This is a genomic window from Mycobacterium sp. (assembly GCF_049585075.1).
In the GTDB taxonomy this organism is placed as follows: Bacteria; Actinomycetota; Actinomycetes; order Mycobacteriales; family Mycobacteriaceae; genus Mycobacterium.
Genome location: NZ_JBAUZA010000430.1, coordinates 14,462 through 30,264 on the forward strand (window position 1 = coordinate 14,462; position 15,803 = coordinate 30,264).

Consider the following 15,803-nt stretch of genomic DNA (forward strand, 5'->3'; position numbering starts at 1 on the left):
ATCAGTCCTCCGGGTTGTAGCCGAGGTTGGGGGCGAGCCAGCGCTCGGCTTCCCGCAGGGTCCAGCCCTTGCGCTTCGCGTAGTCGGCGACCTGGTCCTGGGCCATCCGACCGACCACGAAGTACTGCGACTGCGGGTGCGAGAAATACCAGCCGCTGACGGCAGCACCGGGCCACATCGCCATCGACTCGGTCAACTCGATGCCGGCGCGCTCCTGGACGTCCATCAACTTCCAGAGCGTCACCTTCTCCGTGTGCTCCGGGCAGGCCGGGTAGCCGGGGGCAGGGCGAATTCCCACGTATTTCTCGGCTATGAGTGCCTCGTTGTCCAACTGCTCGCCCACCTGGAATCCCCAGAACTCCTTGCGAACTCGTTGGTGCATCCGTTCGGCGAACGCCTCTGCCAGCCGGTCGGCGATCGACTCCAGCAGGATCGCGCTGTAGTCGTCGAGGGCCGCCTTGAACTCGGCGATCTTGTCCTGGCTGCCGAGCCCAGAGGTGACGGCGAAAGCGCCGACGTAGTCGGCCAGACCGGTGTCCTTGGGCGCGATGTAGTCACCCAAAGACCGGTTAGGGATGCCCTCCCGGTGCTCGCCCTGCTGGCGCAGGTTGTGCAACGTGGTCAGCACCTCGGTCCGGGTCTCGTCGGTGTAGACCTCGATGTCGTCGCCGACCGCGTTCGCCGGGAAGAAGCCGATCACCCCGTTGGCACTCAGCCACTTCTCCTTGATCAGGGTGTCGAGCATCTCCTGGGCGTCGTCGTACAGCTTGCGGGCAGCCTCGCCGGAGGTCGGGTTGTTGAGGATGTCGGGGAACCTGCCCTTCATCTCCCAGGCGTTGAAGAACGGCTGCCAGTCGATGTACTCGCGCAACTCGGCGAGGTCGTAGTCGTGAAACTCCCGCACGCCGAGGCCCTGGGCGGGCACGGGCGGCGTGTAGCCCTCCCACTCGATCGGCGTCCGGTTCGCGCGGGCCTTCTCCAGCGTCAGCATCGGCCGCTCGTTCTTCTGGGCGTGCCGTTCGCGAAGGGCTGCGTACTCGGTCTCGGTGGCCTCCAGCAGCGCTGGACGTTGCTTGTCGTCGAGGAGAGCTGCGGCAACTGGCACCGAGCGGGAAGCGTCCTTGACCCAGACCACCGGGCCGCTACGACGCGGCGACACCTTCACGGCCGTGTGGGCGCGCGAGGTGGTCGCGCCGCCGATCAGCAGCGGGATCTCCAGCCCCTCGCGTTCCATCTCGACGGCGAAGTTGACCATCTCGTCCAGGGACGGGGTGATCAGGCCGGACAGCCCGATGATGTCGGCGTCGTGCTCCTTAGCCGCATCCAGGATCTTGCTCGCGGGCACCATCACCCCGAGGTCGATCACTTCGAAGTTGTTGCACTGCAGGACGACCCCGACGATGTTCTTGCCGATGTCGTGGACGTCGCCCTTGACGGTCGCCATGATGATCGTGCCGTTCGTGTCCTTACCGGCAGCAGCTCCCGACTCTTCCTTCTCCGCCTCGATGAATGGCAGCAGGTACGCGACGGCCTTCTTCATCACCCGGGCCGACTTCACGACCTGGGGCAGGAACATCTTGCCCGCGCCGAAGAGGTCACCGACGACGTTCATGCCGTCCATCAGCGGGCCCTCGATCACCTCGATCGGGCGACCACCCGCGCCGGCGATCTCGGCCCGCAATTCCTCGGTGTCGGTCTCCACGTCGGCATCGATGCCCTTGACCAGGGCGTGCGTGATCCGTTCGCGGACCGGGAGGCTGCGCCATTCGGCTGCCACCGGGGCTCCATTTCCCGAGGCCGACTCCTTGCTGCTGAACCGTTCAGCGATCTCCAGGAGCCGTTCGGCCGCGTCCTCGCGACGGTTCAGGACGACGTCCTCGATGCGGTCCCGCAGCTCGGGGTCGATCGAGTCGTAGGGCACGAGCGCACCGGCGTTGACGATGCCCATGTCCAGGCCGGCCCTGATGGCGTGGAACAGGAACACCGCGTGGATCGCCTCGCGGACGGGGTTGTTGCCCCGGAACGAGAACGACACGTTCGAGATACCGCCGGAGATGTGCACCCCAGGCAGGTTCTCCTTGATCCAGGCGCAGGCCTCGATGAAGTCGATCCCGTAGGTCGCGTGCTCCTCGATACCGGTCGCCAGCGCGAAGCAGTTCGGGTCGAAGATGATGTCCTCGGCCGGGAACCCGACCTCTTCGGTCAGGATCCGGTAGGCGCGCCCGCAGATCTCCTTGCGGCGCTCCAGGTTATCGGCCTGCCCCTGCTCGTCGAAGGCCATCACGACGACGGCTGCACCGTATTTGCGGCACAGCCGTGCCTCGCGGATGAATTTCTCTTCGCCCTCTTTCATGGAGATCGAGTTGACGATCGGCTTGCCCTGCACGTTCTTCAGGCCCGCCTCGATGACCTCCCACTTGGAGGAGTCGATCATCACCGGGACGCGGCTGATGTCCGGCTCGGCCGCGATCAGCTTGGTGAACCGGTCCATCGCGGCGACGCCGTCGATCATGCCCTCGTCCATGTTGATGTCGATGACCTGCGCACCGACCTCGACCTGCTGCAGGGCGACCGACAGCGCGGTGTCGTAGTCCTCGGCCTTGATCAGGTTGCGGAACCGGGCGGAGCCGGTGATGTTGGTGCGCTCACCGATGTTCACGAACAGCGAATCCTCGGTGATGTTGAGCGGCTCCAGGCCCGAGAGCCGGGTGGCCATCGGGATCTCCGACAGCTCGCGCGGCGGTTTACCCTCGACGACCTTGGCGATCTCGGCGATGTGCGGCGGCGCCGTTCCGCAGCAACCACCGACCAGGTTGACCAGCCCGGCCTCGGCGAACTCGGCGATGTAGCCGGCCTGACGCTCCGGGGACTCGTCGTACTCGCCGAAGGCGTTGGGCAAGCCGGCGTTCGGGTAGCAGGAGACGAAAGTGTCCGCGATCCGCGCCACCTCGGCGATGTAGGGCCTCATCTCCGGCGCACCCAGGGCGCAGTTGAGGCCCACCGCGAGTGGCCTCGCGTGCCTGATCGCGTTCCAGAATGCTTCGGTGACCTGACCGGACAACGTCCGTCCGGACGCATCGGTGATGGTGCCCGAGATGATGACCGGCCAGCGGCGTCGGCGGTCCTCGAACAGCGTCTCGACGGCGAATACCGCCGCCTTGGCGTTCAGCGAGTCGAAGATCGTCTCGATGATGAGGAGGTCGGCACCGCCGTCGACCAGGCCGTTGGCGGCTTCGAGGTAGGCGGCGACGAGCTGGTCGTAGGAGACGTTGCGGGCCCCGGGGTCGTTGACGTCCGGCGAGATCGACGCGGTCCGCGTCGTCGGCCCGATTGCGCCGGCGACGTAGCGGGGCTTGTCCGGGCTGCTGAACTCGTCGGCGGCCTTGCGGGCCAGGGCAGCGCCGGCGTAGTTCAGCTCATAGCTCAGATCCGCCATGTCGTAGTCGGAGAGCGAGATCGCGTTCGCGTTGAACGTGTTGGTTTCCAGGATGTCGGCGCCCGCCTCGAGGTACTCGCGGTGGATCCCCTCGATGATCTGCGGCTGCGTCAGGGTGAGCAGGTCGTTGTTGCCCTGAAGAGCGGTTGGCCACTCCGTGAACCGGTCGCCGCGGTAGCCGGCCTCGTCCGGGCGGTCCCGCTGGATCGCCGTACCCATCGCGCCGTCGATCACCATGATCCGCTGGCGCAGAGCGGCCGTCAGTTCGTCGGTGCAGTCGGGGCGGATGTTCGGCTCCCAATTTTTCCGGTCAGGGGCGTTCACGTACGTTCCTTCCGCAGCGGAAGGCGTCCTTGACTCTGCCGAGCGTGGCGGATACCGGCAGGGACCGGAACCGTTGCAACGCCTCTCGACCAGAAAAGTCTACGTTCTCGCCCGACATCTGGACGCCCAGCACAACCCATCCGCTTGGCGATCGCGGTGCCCTCGAGCGCCAGCTCGTAAATATTGTCGGCAATGTCGTGGTCACCAGGGTTAACCAGATTGCAGTCGAACGTATTTCGTCTCGACCGCAAGCAGGTCGGTGTCGTAGCCGGCGCTGTCGGTGGAAGTCATCCCGACAAGAATAGTCGGTCTATGGAAAATGCCTGGGCGGTTGATAGCGCTCGCCGCCCCGGGACTCCGGTCAGGCCGTACGCTAATTGCGTGACCTCGCCTGATGTCAGCGCTTCGCTACCCGAATTGCACAACACGATCGTCGTGGCGGCGTTCGAGGGGTGGAACGATGCCGGCGACGCGGCCAGCGACGCCCTGGAGCACCTGGACGCCATCTGGGAGGCCGACCCGATCGTCGAGATCGACGACGAGGCTTACTACGACTATCAGGTGAACCGCCCGGTCATTCGGCAGGTTGACGGTGTCACACGGGAATTGGTGTGGCCATCGATGCGGATCTCACACTGCCGCCCGCCCGGCGCCGACCGCGACATCGTGTTGATGCACGGCGTGGAGCCCAACATGCGCTGGCGCACCTTCTGCGCCGAGCTGCTCGCCGTCGCGGACAAGCTGAACGTCGACACCGTGGTGATCCTGGGCGCGCTGCTGGCTGACACGCCGCACACCCGGCCGGTGCCGGTGTCCGGGGCGGCCTACTCCCCCGAGTCGGCGCGCCGGTTTGGACTGCAAGAAACCCGCTACGAGGGTCCGACCGGCATCGCCGGCGTGTTTCAGGACGCTTGCGTGGCGGCCGGCATCCCGGCGGTGACGTTCTGGGCGGCGGTTCCGCACTACGTGTCTCAGCCGCCGAATCCGAAAGCGACTGTGGCACTGCTGCGCCGCGTCGAGGACGTGCTCGATATCGAGGTGCCGCTGGCCGATCTGCCGGTTCAGGCCGAGGAGTGGGAGCAGGCGGTCACCGAGATGACCGCAGAGGACGACGAAATCTCGGAATACGTGCAGTCCTTGGAGCAACGCGGTGACGCCGAGGTCGACATGAACGAGGCGCTGGGCAAGATCGACGGCGACGCGCTGGCCGCCGAGTTCGAGCGCTACCTGCGTCGGCGCCGTCCGGGTTTCGGGCGCTAGCTTAAGGCTTTAGTGCTTTTCCAGCGCCTCGTTGCTGGCGCTGGTGGAACGGCCCAGCGCGGCGACTTCGGCGTCCATCCGGGGAAGAAGTTCCTGAGCAATCTCGGCGATTGCGCCTTCGCCGAACGGGGTCGACAGCACCGGCTTGAGCCAGCGGAACCACCGCACCCAGCCCGGGCAGTAGATCCGTCGTTTGCGGTGCTCAATGCCCTTGACGAAGGCGGCGGCACAGGCGTCCACGGAGGTGGTCTTGTTCAGCGGGAAGGGCAGCCGGGCCAGCAGTTCTTGGAATGACGGCAGATCGGCCTTGCTGTCGCGGACCAAGGCGGTGTCGATCCACGACATGTGGGCCGAGCCGACGGTGACCCCCCGCTGGCCGACCTCAAGGCGCAACGCGTTGGCCAGGTGCTCGACACCTGCCTTCGACGCGTCGTAGGGAATCATGCCGGGCGCGGCCGCGAACGCGGCCAGCGACGAGACGATCAGCACGTAGCCGCGGCGCTCGATCACCGACGGCAGCGCTGCGCGCACGGTGTGGAAGACGCCGAGCACGTTGACGTCGAGGACCCGCCGGAACGCCTCGGGGTCGACCTGAAGCACCGATCCGTAGCTAGCGATGCCGGCGTTGGCGATGACGACATCGATACCGCCGAATTTTTCGACGGCCTGGTTCGCCGCGGCCTGCATGGCTGACAGGTCACGCACGTCGGCAGCCGCGGTCAGCACCCACTCGTCGCCGCCGAGCTCAGCGGACATCGCCGCCAATGCATCCGCGTCCAGGTCGGTCAGCACCAGCTTGGCGCCCTTGGCGCGCAAGCGCCGCGCTACCTCGGCCCCGATTCCATGACCACCACCGGTGATGAGGACGACTTGCGAGTTCACTGAGGTCATTGCCGCAACCTACCGCCGCGGCGTTTGCAGGTCCACTCCCAGCAGCGCATCCACCGCCGCGGCCACCGCGTGCGGCGCCTCAGTATCGTGCCCCCCGTATTCCAGCGCGTCGGTGGTCCAACCATCAAGTGCAGCAAGCGCTTTGGGGGTATCAAGGTCGTCGGCGAGATAGCGGCGCAGCCGGGCGATGACGTCGGCTGCATCCGGGGCTGCGGGCAGCGCGGTCGCGGTGCGCCACCGATGCAGCCGCGCAGTGGCCGACTCCAGTACTTCGGCGCCCCATTCGCGGTCGGAGCGATAGTGGCCGGCCAGCAGGCCCAGTCGGATGGCCGACGGCTCGACGCCCTGGGCGCGTAACTGCGACACCAGAACCAAGTTGCCACGGCTCTTGGACATCTTGTGCCCGTCCAAGCCGATCATGCCCGCGTGCACATAGTGGCGGGCGAATCGTCGCTCGCCACTGACACATTCGGCATGCGCGGCGGTGAACTCGTGATGCGGGAAGATCAGATCGCTGCCACCGCCCTGGATGTCCAGTCCGCTGCCGATCCGGCTGAGCGCGATCGCCGCGCACTCGACGTGCCAACCCGGCCGGCCGGGCCCAAACGTCGACGGCCAGCTCGGCTCCCCGGGCCGCGCGGCACGCCACATCAGCGCGTCGAGTTGGTCGGTCTTGCCTCGTCGGTCCGGGTCGCCGCCGCGCTCGGCGAACAAAGCCAGCATGGTGTCGCGGTCATAACCGGATTCGTAGCCGAATTGCAGCGTGGCGTCGGCGCGGAAGTACACATCGGGGTGGGGGGGATCATCGATGACATAGGCAGCGCCCGAGGCCAGCATTTTTTCCACCAGTTCGACGACCTCGGCCACCGCCTCCGTCGCCGCGACGTATTCACGTGGCGGCAGCACCCGCAGCGCGGCCATGTCGTCGCGAAACAGCGAAACCTCGCGACCCGCCAGGTCGCGCCAGTCAAGACCGTCACGGTTGGCCCGCTCGAACAATGGATCGTCGACATCGGTGACGTTCTGCACATAATGCACATCGTGTCCGAGGTCCAGCCACAGCCGCTGGATCAGGTCGAAGGCCAAGTAGGTGGCGGCGTGGCCGAGGTGGGTGGCGTCATACGGCGTGATCCCGCACACGTACATGGTGGCCGTCGGTCCAGCGACCACCGGGCGCACCTGCCGGTCGGAGGTGTCGTACAGCCGCAACTCCGGGCCACGTCCCGGCAGCGTCGGTAGGGGTGCCGAAGGCCAGGACTGCATACCGTCGAGCCTAAAGCGTGCGTCGGCTCAGCTGGCCAGCCGGATGGCACCCAGCAGCAGGTCGGCAAGTTCGGGGCGGCACATCAGGAAGTCGGGCAAATACGGGTCGGGCCGGTTGTAGACCAGCTCGGAGCCGTCCAGCCGGGACGCGTGCATCCCCGCGGCCAGGATCACCCCCGCCGGCGCCGCCGAATCCCACTCCCACTGCCCGCCGGCATGGATGTACGCGTCGGCGTCGCCGCGGACTACCGACATCGCCTTGGCCCCGGCCGAACCAATCCGGACGAATTCCACGTCCAGGCGCCGGGCCAGGTGATACAGCACGGCGGGCGGCCGGTTGGAACTGGCGGTGATGCGAATCGGCCCGGAATGCACCGCCGACGGCGCGTTGACGGTGTCGCTGCGATACAACTCGCCCATCGCAGGCAAGGCGACCGCGGCGTCGGTGATCGCGCCATTCGGCCCGCCATCGCGCTGCCACAACGCCACATGCACGGCCCAGTCAGCGCATCCCGGCATCGAGAATTCGCGAGTCCCGTCCAGCGGGTCGACGATCCAAACCCGGTCGGCCCGCAGTCGGATCAGGTCGTCGTAGGCCTCCTCGGACAGCACCGCGTCATCGGGACGCGCTACCCGCAGCCGACGCAGAATCAGCGAATTAGCTTGGCTGTCACCGGCATCACCGAGCATCCATGGGTGGTCGAAGCCGACATGGTCGCGCACCGCGAGCAGAAGCTCGCCCGCCTTCTCGGCAAGCTCGGCGGCGAGTGCGGCGTCTGTTGCGTCTGCGCTCATCCGGTCCAGTATCAGGTGATTTCGGCGACGAACACGCCCATTCGGTGCGCGGCGCGCCTCGCGAGCGGTGGAATCGCGGGGTCGTCGGTTCCGGCTTGGACCACCCGGGGATTCACGATGTGCACGTCGCGCCGGAACAGATGCATGTCGGCTTCACCGGCGGCCAGCACGTTGCGGACCCAGTCCGCCTTGCCGTGACCCAAGATCACCGCAAGCGTGTTCCCCTTGCGGTGGGTGTTGACGACTGTCTCGTACGGCTTACCCGACTTGCGACCGCGGTGTTCGATCACCGCGAACGACGGCAGAAACCGAGCGACCTTTTTGACCACCGGGTTGATGTACTTGACTTGTGCGCGATGTACCGCCGGCGGAAACACCATCGGCACGCCCGGGGCATTGTTCGGATGGTCCTTCGCGGACACGGTGCCTCCCTATCTAGGAGAGTTTGGTACCACACAGTACCATCGCCGGAACGCTAGAAAGCGGGCCAGGGAATCGGCCGGTGCCGGTCCGGGCCGGGCATCACCGGGTTGTCCACCAGCGCGCGGGCACGCAGGTGCAGCGCCGCGATCTCGGCGCTGGTGATGTGTTCGGCCAACTCATCCCCGAGCGAGCCGGTCAGCGCGTCGACCAGTTTGGCCACCGCGCCCAGAGTGCTGTCGTCCAGCGGTTTGCCGGCCCACCCCCACAGCACTGTGCGCAATTTGTCCTCGACATGCAGGCACACCCCGTGGTCGACACCGTAAATGCCGCCGTCGAGACCGCGGAGCACATGGCCGCCCTTGCGGTCAGCGTTGTTGATCAACACGTCGAACACCGCCATCCGCCACAGTCGAATGTCGTCGGCGTGAACCAACGAGACCGGGTCACCGGCGTAGTCATATGCCCGTAAAACCGGCAGATAGCCCGGCGGCAGCCGGTCAGCTGGAACCAGGTCGACGGGGTCTGGTCCGGGTCCGGGTTCTGAACCGGGCACGTCACCGGGCTGGTCCACCCACAGCTGCAGCATGCCCGGACCGGCCGGCCCGTGGCGAATGATGGTGTACGGCACGATGTTCCAGCCCAAATGTGCCGAAACCAGATACGCGCCGAGTTCTCGGCCGGCCAGGGTCCCGTCGGGAAAGTCCCACAGCGGCTGCTCACCGGCGACAGGTTTGTACACGCAGTGCACTGCTGTGCCATCCAGCGTCGATTCGCACAGGAAGGTGGCGTTGCTGGCCGAGCGAATGCGTCCCAGGACGGTCAGCTCGCCGCGTCGCAGGACTTCGCGATCGTCACTCCTCGGCGTCATCGTCGGGCCCGAGCAACGCGCTGCGCCGGTAGCCGTTGGTCCGCGCACAGATGTGTCCCTCGGGATCCAGCGGCTCGTCGCACAGCGGGCACGGCGGACGGCCCGCGGAAATCACGCGGTTGGACCGGGTCGCGAACTCCCGCGCCGACTCCGGCGTCAGGAATACCCGCACAGCGTCCGGCCCCTCCTCGGTGTCGTCGAGCACCACGGATGCGTCGAACTCGGTGTCGCTGACGGCCAGCAGCTCAACGACCACGGTCTGCGCCTCGGAGTCCCATCCGAGCCCCATGGTGCCGACTCGAAATTCCGCGTCGACCGGTGTGATCAACGGGCTGAGGTCTTCGACCTCGCTGGTCTCCGGTGGAACCGGTGTGCCGAACCTGCGGTTGACTTCTACCAGCAACGCACCGATGCGCTCGGCAAGAACCGCAACCTGCTGCTTCTCCAACACCACCGAGACCACCCGGGAGTCGTGCACGGCCTGCAGATAGAAGGTGCGGTTTCCAGGCTGGCCAACTGTCCCGGCGACGAATCGGTCGGGTGATCGGAAGACGTGAATTGCGCGAGACATGGCAATTCCAAAATACCGGCAGTTGCGGCTCAGTCGTAAATTCCGCTCAGTCGGTGGAGCCGCCAACGACCGCATCGCCGGGCGGCGCCTCGCCGTCTGGCGACCCAACCGCCGTCAGCGCGGACGTCAGTCGTGGGCCAGTGTGGTTGACGTGCAGCACGAATGGGCGCAGCCGGGTGTAGCGGATCACACTCATCGATGCCGGATCGGCCGAAACCCGCTGGAAGCCGTCCAGGTGCAGGGCGAGCGCGTCGGCGACAACCGCCTTGATGATGTCGCCGTGAGTACAGGCCAGCCACAGCGCGTCGCCGCCGTGCTGCTCGGCCAGCCGCGCGTCGTGCTCACGGACCGCGGCCACGGCACGTGTCTGCACATCCGCCAGCCCCTCGCCGCCGGGAAACACCGCCGCGCTGGGATGCGCCTGAATGACGCCCCACAGCGGCTCCTTGACCAAATCGCCGATTTTGCGGCCAGTCCATTCGCCGTAGTCGACTTCGGCGAACCGGTCGTCGAACACGGGCTCGATGCCCAGCGCTTCGGTGAGCGGCTCGATCGTGCGCCGGCATCGCAGCAGCGGTGAGCTCACCACCGCCCGGATCGGCAGCTCACCGATTCGATCGACCAATTCGGCGGCTTGCTGACGGCCCTTGTCGTCGAGGTCGACGCCCTCGGAACGGCCGGCCAGCACATGCGCGGTGTTCGACGTGGACCGGCCGTGCCGCAACAGGATGACCGTCATACCGCTTTCACCACCCCTGCGGCCAGCAGGATCAGCACAGCGACACCAGCGGCCACCCGGTAGCCGACGAACCAGTACATGCTGTGCCGCACCAGAAACCGAAGGAACCATGCGACCGCGGCGAGGCCGACCACGAACGCGATCAGGGTGGCCACCAGCAGCTGCGGACCTGTTGCGCTCATCCCCTCCGTTACTGGGTGGAAGGCATCCGGCAGAGAGAACAATCCGGACGCAAATACCGCAGGAATGGCAAGCAGGAAACCGAATCGGGCAGCCAACTCCCGCTCCAGACCCACGAAGAGTCCGGCGCTGATCGTCGACCCCGACCGGGAAACGCCTGGGATCAACGCGAGCGTCTGAGCAACACCGACGACGACGGCGTCGCGCCAGGAGAGCTGGTCGATGCCCCGGCTTTGCCGCCCGACGCGCTCGGCCAGCGCGATCACCGCCGAAAACGCCACCAGCGCAATGGCGATCACCCACAAATTGCGCACGCCCGAGCGGATTTCATCCTTGAAGAGCAGGCCCAGGATGCAAATTGGGATCGTGCCAATGATGACGTACCAGCCCAACCGGTAATCGGCATTGCGATGGGCGGTCACCAGCAAGCCGTTAAACCATGCTTTGAGGATCCGCACGATATCGCGGGCGAAATAGACCAACACGGCAATCTCGGTGCCCAACTGGGTTACCGCGGTGAACGACGCACCGGCGTCCTGGGCAAAGAAGATCCGCGACACGATCGCCAGGTGGCCCGATGACGACACCGGCAAGAACTCGGTCAGACCCTGCACCACGGCCAAATCGACAACCTGCCACCAGGACATCGCAGCCGTCGCAGTCACGACGACGACCGTACCGGGTGATCTAGTGGGGAACCTCGTCGAGGGCGACAGCGTCACGCACCGCGGCGGCCAGACTGCGCCTGTCGGTGATATCGACGTCGACGACGTTGCGCCGCACCGTGGCGACGACGTCTTCGGGCTGGGGAACCGGGCCGCTCAGCCGTGGCCGGTATATCTCGACGAGAAGCCACTGGCCTTCGATACGGAAAGCAAAGCTACGGCCGTCACCGAGCTGCCCGAACCCGCTGGCGAACACCTTGTCCGAGAAAACCCCGAGCCACATGTCCTCGATAGCAAACTCGGGATCGGGGAGGCGACGGTCGGCGGCGACGCTCATATCGCGCCCAAACTTCGACACCGGATCCCGGCTTGCGCAACGGGCCCAGGCCGCGCCCGACGGTGTTCTCTAGGATCGGGCCTCAAGCCGACTACCCCCTTCATACTGGCCAACCCCTGGATTCGAGAGTTACCCCGTGTCACCACTCTGCAAACTCAGTGCACATATTGTTCGTCGGCAGGCCGCTTGCCTACTGTTTTTGCTGACGTTGGTGGCCGGGTGTTCGTCCAAAGCGCTCGACGAAACCCCACCCACGATCGAGCCCGCGCAACCGGCGCAATCTCCGCCGTTGTCGCAGGCTCCAGCCGGTGCTATCCGCCCGCTGCAGGGTCACCCGCAGGCGGCGATATTCGACGGCCGCACTGCGCAGCTGGTGATCTTGACCTCCGGGCCGGGCGCCGAACCCGCGAGCATCACCGTGATAGGTTCTCAGCAAACATCCTCGCGGGTTATCGCGCTGCCCGGCCCGGCGACCGCGCTGGCCGGAGATGGCAGCGGCAACGCTTATCTGTCCACCCGCGGCGGCTACTTCGAGGTCGATCTGTTAGCCGGACGAGTCACCCGCGTGCCGGTCAGCGGCGCAGAGACCGTCGACTTCACCGCGATCACCCGCCGCGCCGATGGCGCCGTCGCGCTGGGCACCGCCGACGGCTCGGTCTATGCGCTGAAGGGGGGCACCGTCAGCAACCGAACGACGGTGTTTGCCCACGTTGATTCGCTTGCAGCACAAGGAAATACGCTTGCCATCTTGGACCGGGGGCAGACATCGGTCACCACAATCGGGGTCGACGGCAAGGTCGGGCAGCAACTACGCGCCGGTCAGGGCGCCACCACGATGGTTGCCGATCCCGCGGGCCGGTTGCTGGTGACCGACACCCGCGGCGGCCAGCTGCTGGTCTTCGGTGTCGACCCGCTGATCTTGCGTCAGGCCTACCCGGTACGACAGTCCCCTTATGGCGTCGCCGGATCGCGGGGGCTGACCTGGGTGTCGCAAACGTCGACGAATCTGGTCATTGGTTACGATCTGTCAACCGGGATCCCTCTGGAGAAGGTACGGTACCCAACCGTGCGGCAACCCAACACGCTGACCTTCGACGATGCTGCGGGCACGTTGTATGTCGTGTCGGCTGCGGGTGGGGGCGTCCAGGTCATCGAGCACGCCGCGGCGGGCCCCCGTTGACAGCGGCGCGAGGGCAGTTGCCGGCGGGCTGGGACACCGAAATGTCCGACGAATACGAGTGGGTGCCGTTGCGCCTGCCGCCCGAGGTGACCAGGCTCAGCGCCTCTACCCGACTGTCCATCGAAGCGGAGTACCGCGGCTGGGAGCTAACCCGGGTGCGACTGTATACCGATGGGAGTAGGCGGGTATTGTTGCGCCGCAAGAAGTCTCGTATCAACGGTCTCGATAGCGCGCGGCTCGACCAGCCGGAACTGTGACGGTGAGCGAACCACGCAACGACCGTCATCAGCTATACGGCGTGCTTCGCCGGTTGTTTTTCCTGGTACCACCAGAACGCAGCCATGAGCTGGTGTTCGCGGCGCTGCGTGGTGTCACCAGCGTGGCGCCGCTGCGGCGCCGCCTGAGCCGGCGGTTGGCGCCGGCCGACCCGGTGCTGGCCAGCACCGTGTTCGGGGTGCGCTTCCCCGGTCCGCTGGGTCTGGCCGCAGGTTTCGACAAGGACGGCATCGGGCTGAAGGCCTGGGGCGCCCTGGGATTCGGCTACGCCGAGATCGGCACCGTCACCGCGCACGCCCAACCCGGAAACCCGGCTCCTCGGTTGTTCCGGCTGCCCGCCGACCACGCCCTGCTCAACCGGCTGGGTTTCAACAATCGCGGCGCAGCCGCCCTGGCGTCTCGGCTGGCACGGGAAAGCTCCGATGTGCCAATCGGTGTCAATATCGGCAAGACCAAGGCCACCCCCACCCAGCACGCCGCCGACGACTACCGGGACAGTGCCCGGCTGGTCGGGCCACTGGCCGCATACGTGGTCGTCAACGTCAGTTCGCCGAATACCCCCGGGCTCCGCGATCTGCAGGCTGTCGACGCGCTGCGCGACATTCTGTCGGCGGTGCTCGCTGAGACCTCGACACCGGTGCTGGTGAAGATCGCACCTGATCTTGCCGACGCCGACATCGACCAAATCGCTGACCTGGCAATCGAGTTGGGTTTGGCCGGCATCGTCGCCACCAACACCACGGTGTCGCGCGACGGGCTGAGCACACCCGGCGTCGATGCACTGGGCAGCGGCGGCATCTCCGGGCCGCCGCTCGCGCACCGCGCCGCCGAGGTGCTGCGGCGACTCTACGGACGGGTCGGTGACCGGCTGACACTGATCAGTGTCGGCGGCATCGAAACCGTCGACGACGCGTGGGACCGCATCACTGCGGGAGCATCGTTGCTGCAGGGCTACACGGGCTTCATCTACGGCGGAGGTTTGTGGGCCAAGCACATTCACGACGGCATCGCCGTTCGGCTGCGCGACGGCGGGTTCTCCTCGTTGAGCGACGCGGTCGGTTCGGCGACCCGCTGACGATCAGCGCTGTTCGTAGGTTCCGTAGATGACGGCTCGGGCGATTGCATGCTGGAACAGGTTGAAGCCCAGGTATGCGGGGCTGGCGTCCTCATTGAGGTCGAGTTTCTCGACATCGACCGCGTGCACGGCGACGTAGTAGCGGTGCGGACCGTGGCCGGGGGGCGGCGCGGCGCCGACGTAGCGGCGCATACCCGCATCGTTGACCAGGGTCAGCGCGTCGCCCGGTAGATCACTGCCGTCGCCGGCACCGTCGGGCAACTCGGTGACCGATGCCGGCAAGTTGGCCACCGCCCAGTGCCAGAAACCGGACAAGGTCGGTGCATCCGGGTCATAGACCGTCACCGCGAAGCTGCGTGTCTCGTCGGGAAATCCAGACCAGCTGAGCGCAGGGCTGACGTCCTCGCCGCCGGCGCCCATGATGCCGCTGATTTGCGGTGTCGCCAGCGGCTGCCCGTCGGTAATCGACGCCGATTCCAAGTGAAACGACGGCAGCTTGGGCAGCGCAGCGTACGGGTCGGGCGGTGCGATCATGATCGATTCCCTCTCGTGTGTTTTGGCTCAACTTGCGGCTAGCAGTGTGTCAAGAAGTGTGTCAGCACCTCGGTGCCGAACCTCAGTGCATCGATGGGTACCCGTTCGTCGATGCCGTGGAACAGTGAGGCGAAATCCAGGTCCGGAGGCAGCCGCAACGGGGTGAAGCCGAAGCAACGAATACCCAAGCGCGCGAAGGCTTTTGCATCCGTGCCACCGGAAAGCATGTAGGGCACGGTCCGGGCATCGGGATCCACCGCCAGCAGCGCGGCGTTCATCACCTCGACCAGGTCGCCGTCGAAACTGGTCTCATACGACGGCAGGCTGGTGATCCATTCGCGGGTCACCTCGGGGCCGATCAGCTCGTCGACCTCCGCCTCGAACGCCGCTTGCCGGCCGGGAAGCACCCGGCAGTCCACCACGGCCTCCGCCGTCGCGGGTACCACGTTGGCTTTGTAGCCGGCTTTGAGCATCGTGGGGTTGGCCGTGTCGCGCAGGATCGCCTTGAGCATGCGGGTCATTGGACCGAGCTTGTCGATCATCCCCTCCAGGTCGGCGGACTCGGTGTCGAACGTCAGGCCCGTCTCCTCGGCGATGGCCTCCAGGAACTGCTTGACGGTGTCGGTCATGACGAGCGGGAACTGGTGACGGCCCAGCCGCGCGACCGCCTCGGCGATCCAGGTGACCGCATTGTGGTCGTGCGTCATCGAACCGTGTCCGGGCCGGCCACGCGCCGTCAGCCGCATCCAGTGCAGGCTCTTCTCCGCAGTCTCGATGAGATAAAGCCGACGCTCACCGCCATCGCGGCGGGGCACGGTCAGCGAGAACCCGCCGACCTCCCCCACCGCTTCGGTCACGCCGTCGAACAGGTCGGGCCGGTTTTCGACCAACCAGTGCGATCCATACTTGCCGCCGCTTTCTTCGTCGGCGAGAAACGCGAACACCAGATCGCGAGGCGGCACGACGCCAGCGCGACGAAACTGCCG

16 protein-coding genes are annotated in these 15,803 nt (G+C 66.3%); 4 read left to right on the plus strand and 12 right to left on the minus strand.

The window, feature by feature from the left end; translation table 11 throughout:
- Position 1: 1 nt before the first annotated feature.
- Positions 2-3,760 (minus strand): methionine synthase, encoded by a 3,759-nt coding sequence (metH, locus tag WB785_RS20300; RefSeq protein WP_424081198.1) that lies wholly within the window; start codon positions 3,758-3,760, stop codon positions 2-4.
- Positions 3,761-4,141: 381 nt separating this feature from the next.
- On the opposite strand from metH, the gene WB785_RS20305 reads away from it, so the two are divergent.
- The gene (locus WB785_RS20305) at positions 4,142-5,020 is read left to right on the plus strand and encodes a PAC2 family protein (protein ID WP_424081199.1); all 879 of its coding nucleotides are present in this window, start codon (positions 4,142-4,144) and stop codon (positions 5,018-5,020) included.
- A 9-nt stretch (positions 5,021-5,029) separates the two neighbouring features.
- Here WB785_RS20305 and WB785_RS20310 read toward each other — a convergent pair whose 3' ends face one another.
- Genes WB785_RS20310 through WB785_RS20350 form a run of 9 tightly spaced genes read right to left on the minus strand, consistent with a single transcriptional unit; the run spans position 5,030 to position 11,752 of the window.
- On the minus strand, positions 5,030-5,911 hold the full coding sequence (locus tag WB785_RS20310; protein ID WP_424081201.1) for an SDR family oxidoreductase: 882 nt from the start codon (positions 5,909-5,911) through the stop codon (positions 5,030-5,032).
- A 9-nt stretch (positions 5,912-5,920) separates the two neighbouring features.
- Positions 5,921-7,174: a cysteine--1-D-myo-inosityl 2-amino-2-deoxy-alpha-D-glucopyranoside ligase gene (gene mshC / locus WB785_RS20315; protein WP_424081203.1), complete on the minus strand. Its 1,254-nt coding sequence runs from the start codon at positions 7,172-7,174 to the stop codon at positions 5,921-5,923.
- Between the two features lie 27 nt (positions 7,175-7,201).
- Positions 7,202-7,969 (minus strand): 3'(2'),5'-bisphosphate nucleotidase CysQ, encoded by a 768-nt coding sequence (locus tag WB785_RS20320; protein ID WP_424081205.1) that lies wholly within the window; start codon positions 7,967-7,969, stop codon positions 7,202-7,204.
- 11 nt (positions 7,970-7,980) lie between these two features.
- Positions 7,981-8,391, minus strand: coding sequence for a nitroreductase family deazaflavin-dependent oxidoreductase (locus WB785_RS20325; RefSeq protein ID WP_424081207.1), 411 nt, complete (start codon positions 8,389-8,391; stop codon positions 7,981-7,983).
- A gap of 53 nt (positions 8,392-8,444) precedes the next feature.
- The gene (locus WB785_RS20330) at positions 8,445-9,260 is read right to left on the minus strand and encodes an SCO1664 family protein (RefSeq protein WP_424081209.1); all 816 of its coding nucleotides are present in this window, start codon (positions 9,258-9,260) and stop codon (positions 8,445-8,447) included.
- Positions 9,244-9,831: a DUF3090 domain-containing protein gene (locus tag WB785_RS20335; protein WP_424081211.1), complete on the minus strand. Its 588-nt coding sequence runs from the start codon at positions 9,829-9,831 to the stop codon at positions 9,244-9,246. The genes WB785_RS20330 and WB785_RS20335 overlap by 17 nt, the downstream gene beginning before the upstream one ends.
- A gap of 46 nt (positions 9,832-9,877) precedes the next feature.
- Positions 9,878-10,570, minus strand: a complete 693-nt coding sequence (locus tag WB785_RS20340; protein WP_424081213.1) for a histidine phosphatase family protein — start codon at positions 10,568-10,570, stop codon at positions 9,878-9,880.
- Positions 10,567-11,397, minus strand: a complete 831-nt coding sequence (locus WB785_RS20345) for an undecaprenyl-diphosphate phosphatase (RefSeq protein ID WP_424081227.1) — start codon at positions 11,395-11,397, stop codon at positions 10,567-10,569. Before WB785_RS20345 ends, WB785_RS20340 begins: the two co-directional genes overlap by 4 nt.
- A 40-nt stretch (positions 11,398-11,437) precedes the next feature.
- Positions 11,438-11,752 (minus strand): hypothetical protein, encoded by a 315-nt coding sequence (locus WB785_RS20350; RefSeq protein WP_424081229.1) that lies wholly within the window; start codon positions 11,750-11,752, stop codon positions 11,438-11,440.
- Between the two features lie 166 nt (positions 11,753-11,918).
- Between WB785_RS20350 and WB785_RS20355 the strand changes: the two genes are divergently transcribed.
- From WB785_RS20355 to WB785_RS20365, 3 genes are read left to right on the plus strand one after another with little or no spacing between them, the layout of a single operon-like run.
- Positions 11,919-12,932: a YncE family protein gene (locus tag WB785_RS20355; protein ID WP_424081230.1), complete on the plus strand. Its 1,014-nt coding sequence runs from the start codon at positions 11,919-11,921 to the stop codon at positions 12,930-12,932.
- A complete protein-coding gene (locus tag WB785_RS20360; protein WP_424081215.1) occupies positions 12,929-13,189 on the plus strand; it encodes a DUF5703 family protein in 261 nt (86 codons plus the stop codon). The genes WB785_RS20355 and WB785_RS20360 overlap by 4 nt, the downstream gene beginning before the upstream one ends.
- Positions 13,190-13,191: 2 nt before the next feature.
- Positions 13,192-14,283 (plus strand): quinone-dependent dihydroorotate dehydrogenase, encoded by a 1,092-nt coding sequence (locus WB785_RS20365; RefSeq protein WP_424081217.1) that lies wholly within the window; start codon positions 13,192-13,194, stop codon positions 14,281-14,283.
- Positions 14,284-14,286: 3 nt separating this feature from the next.
- On the opposite strand, the gene WB785_RS20370 is transcribed toward WB785_RS20365, so the two are convergent.
- Together WB785_RS20370 and WB785_RS20375 are read right to left on the minus strand one after the other, a co-directional pair.
- Positions 14,287-14,817 (minus strand): YbhB/YbcL family Raf kinase inhibitor-like protein, encoded by a 531-nt coding sequence (locus tag WB785_RS20370; RefSeq protein ID WP_424081219.1) that lies wholly within the window; start codon positions 14,815-14,817, stop codon positions 14,287-14,289.
- A 38-nt stretch (positions 14,818-14,855) separates the two neighbouring features.
- Positions 14,856-15,803: M20/M25/M40 family metallo-hydrolase (locus tag WB785_RS20375; RefSeq protein WP_424081220.1), on the minus strand; the 948-nt coding region annotated here is incomplete at its 5' end.

Bases quoted from the DNA above. Each gene is read 5' to 3' on its own strand.
- WB785_RS20310 (WP_424081201.1), bottom strand. From the start codon at position 5,911: ATGACCTCAGTGAACTCGCAAGTCGTCCTCATCACCGGTGGTGGTCAT.
- WB785_RS20320 (WP_424081205.1), bottom strand. From the start codon at position 7,969: ATGAGCGCAGACGCAACAGACGCCGCACTCGCCGCCGAGCTTGCCGAG.
- WB785_RS20370 (WP_424081219.1), bottom strand. From the start codon at position 14,817: ATGATCGCACCGCCCGACCCGTACGCTGCGCTGCCCAAGCTGCCGTCG.
- WB785_RS20350 (WP_424081229.1), bottom strand. From the start codon at position 11,752: ATGAGCGTCGCCGCCGACCGTCGCCTCCCCGATCCCGAGTTTGCTATC.
- WB785_RS20345 (WP_424081227.1), bottom strand. From the start codon at position 11,397: ATGTCCTGGTGGCAGGTTGTCGATTTGGCCGTGGTGCAGGGTCTGACC.
- WB785_RS20335 (WP_424081211.1), bottom strand. From the start codon at position 9,831: ATGTCTCGCGCAATTCACGTCTTCCGATCACCCGACCGATTCGTCGCC.
- WB785_RS20340 (WP_424081213.1), bottom strand. From the start codon at position 10,570: ATGACGGTCATCCTGTTGCGGCACGGCCGGTCCACGTCGAACACCGCG.
- WB785_RS20330 (WP_424081209.1), bottom strand. From the start codon at position 9,260: ATGACGCCGAGGAGTGACGATCGCGAAGTCCTGCGACGCGGCGAGCTG.
- mshC (WP_424081203.1), bottom strand. From the start codon at position 7,174: ATGCAGTCCTGGCCTTCGGCACCCCTACCGACGCTGCCGGGACGTGGC.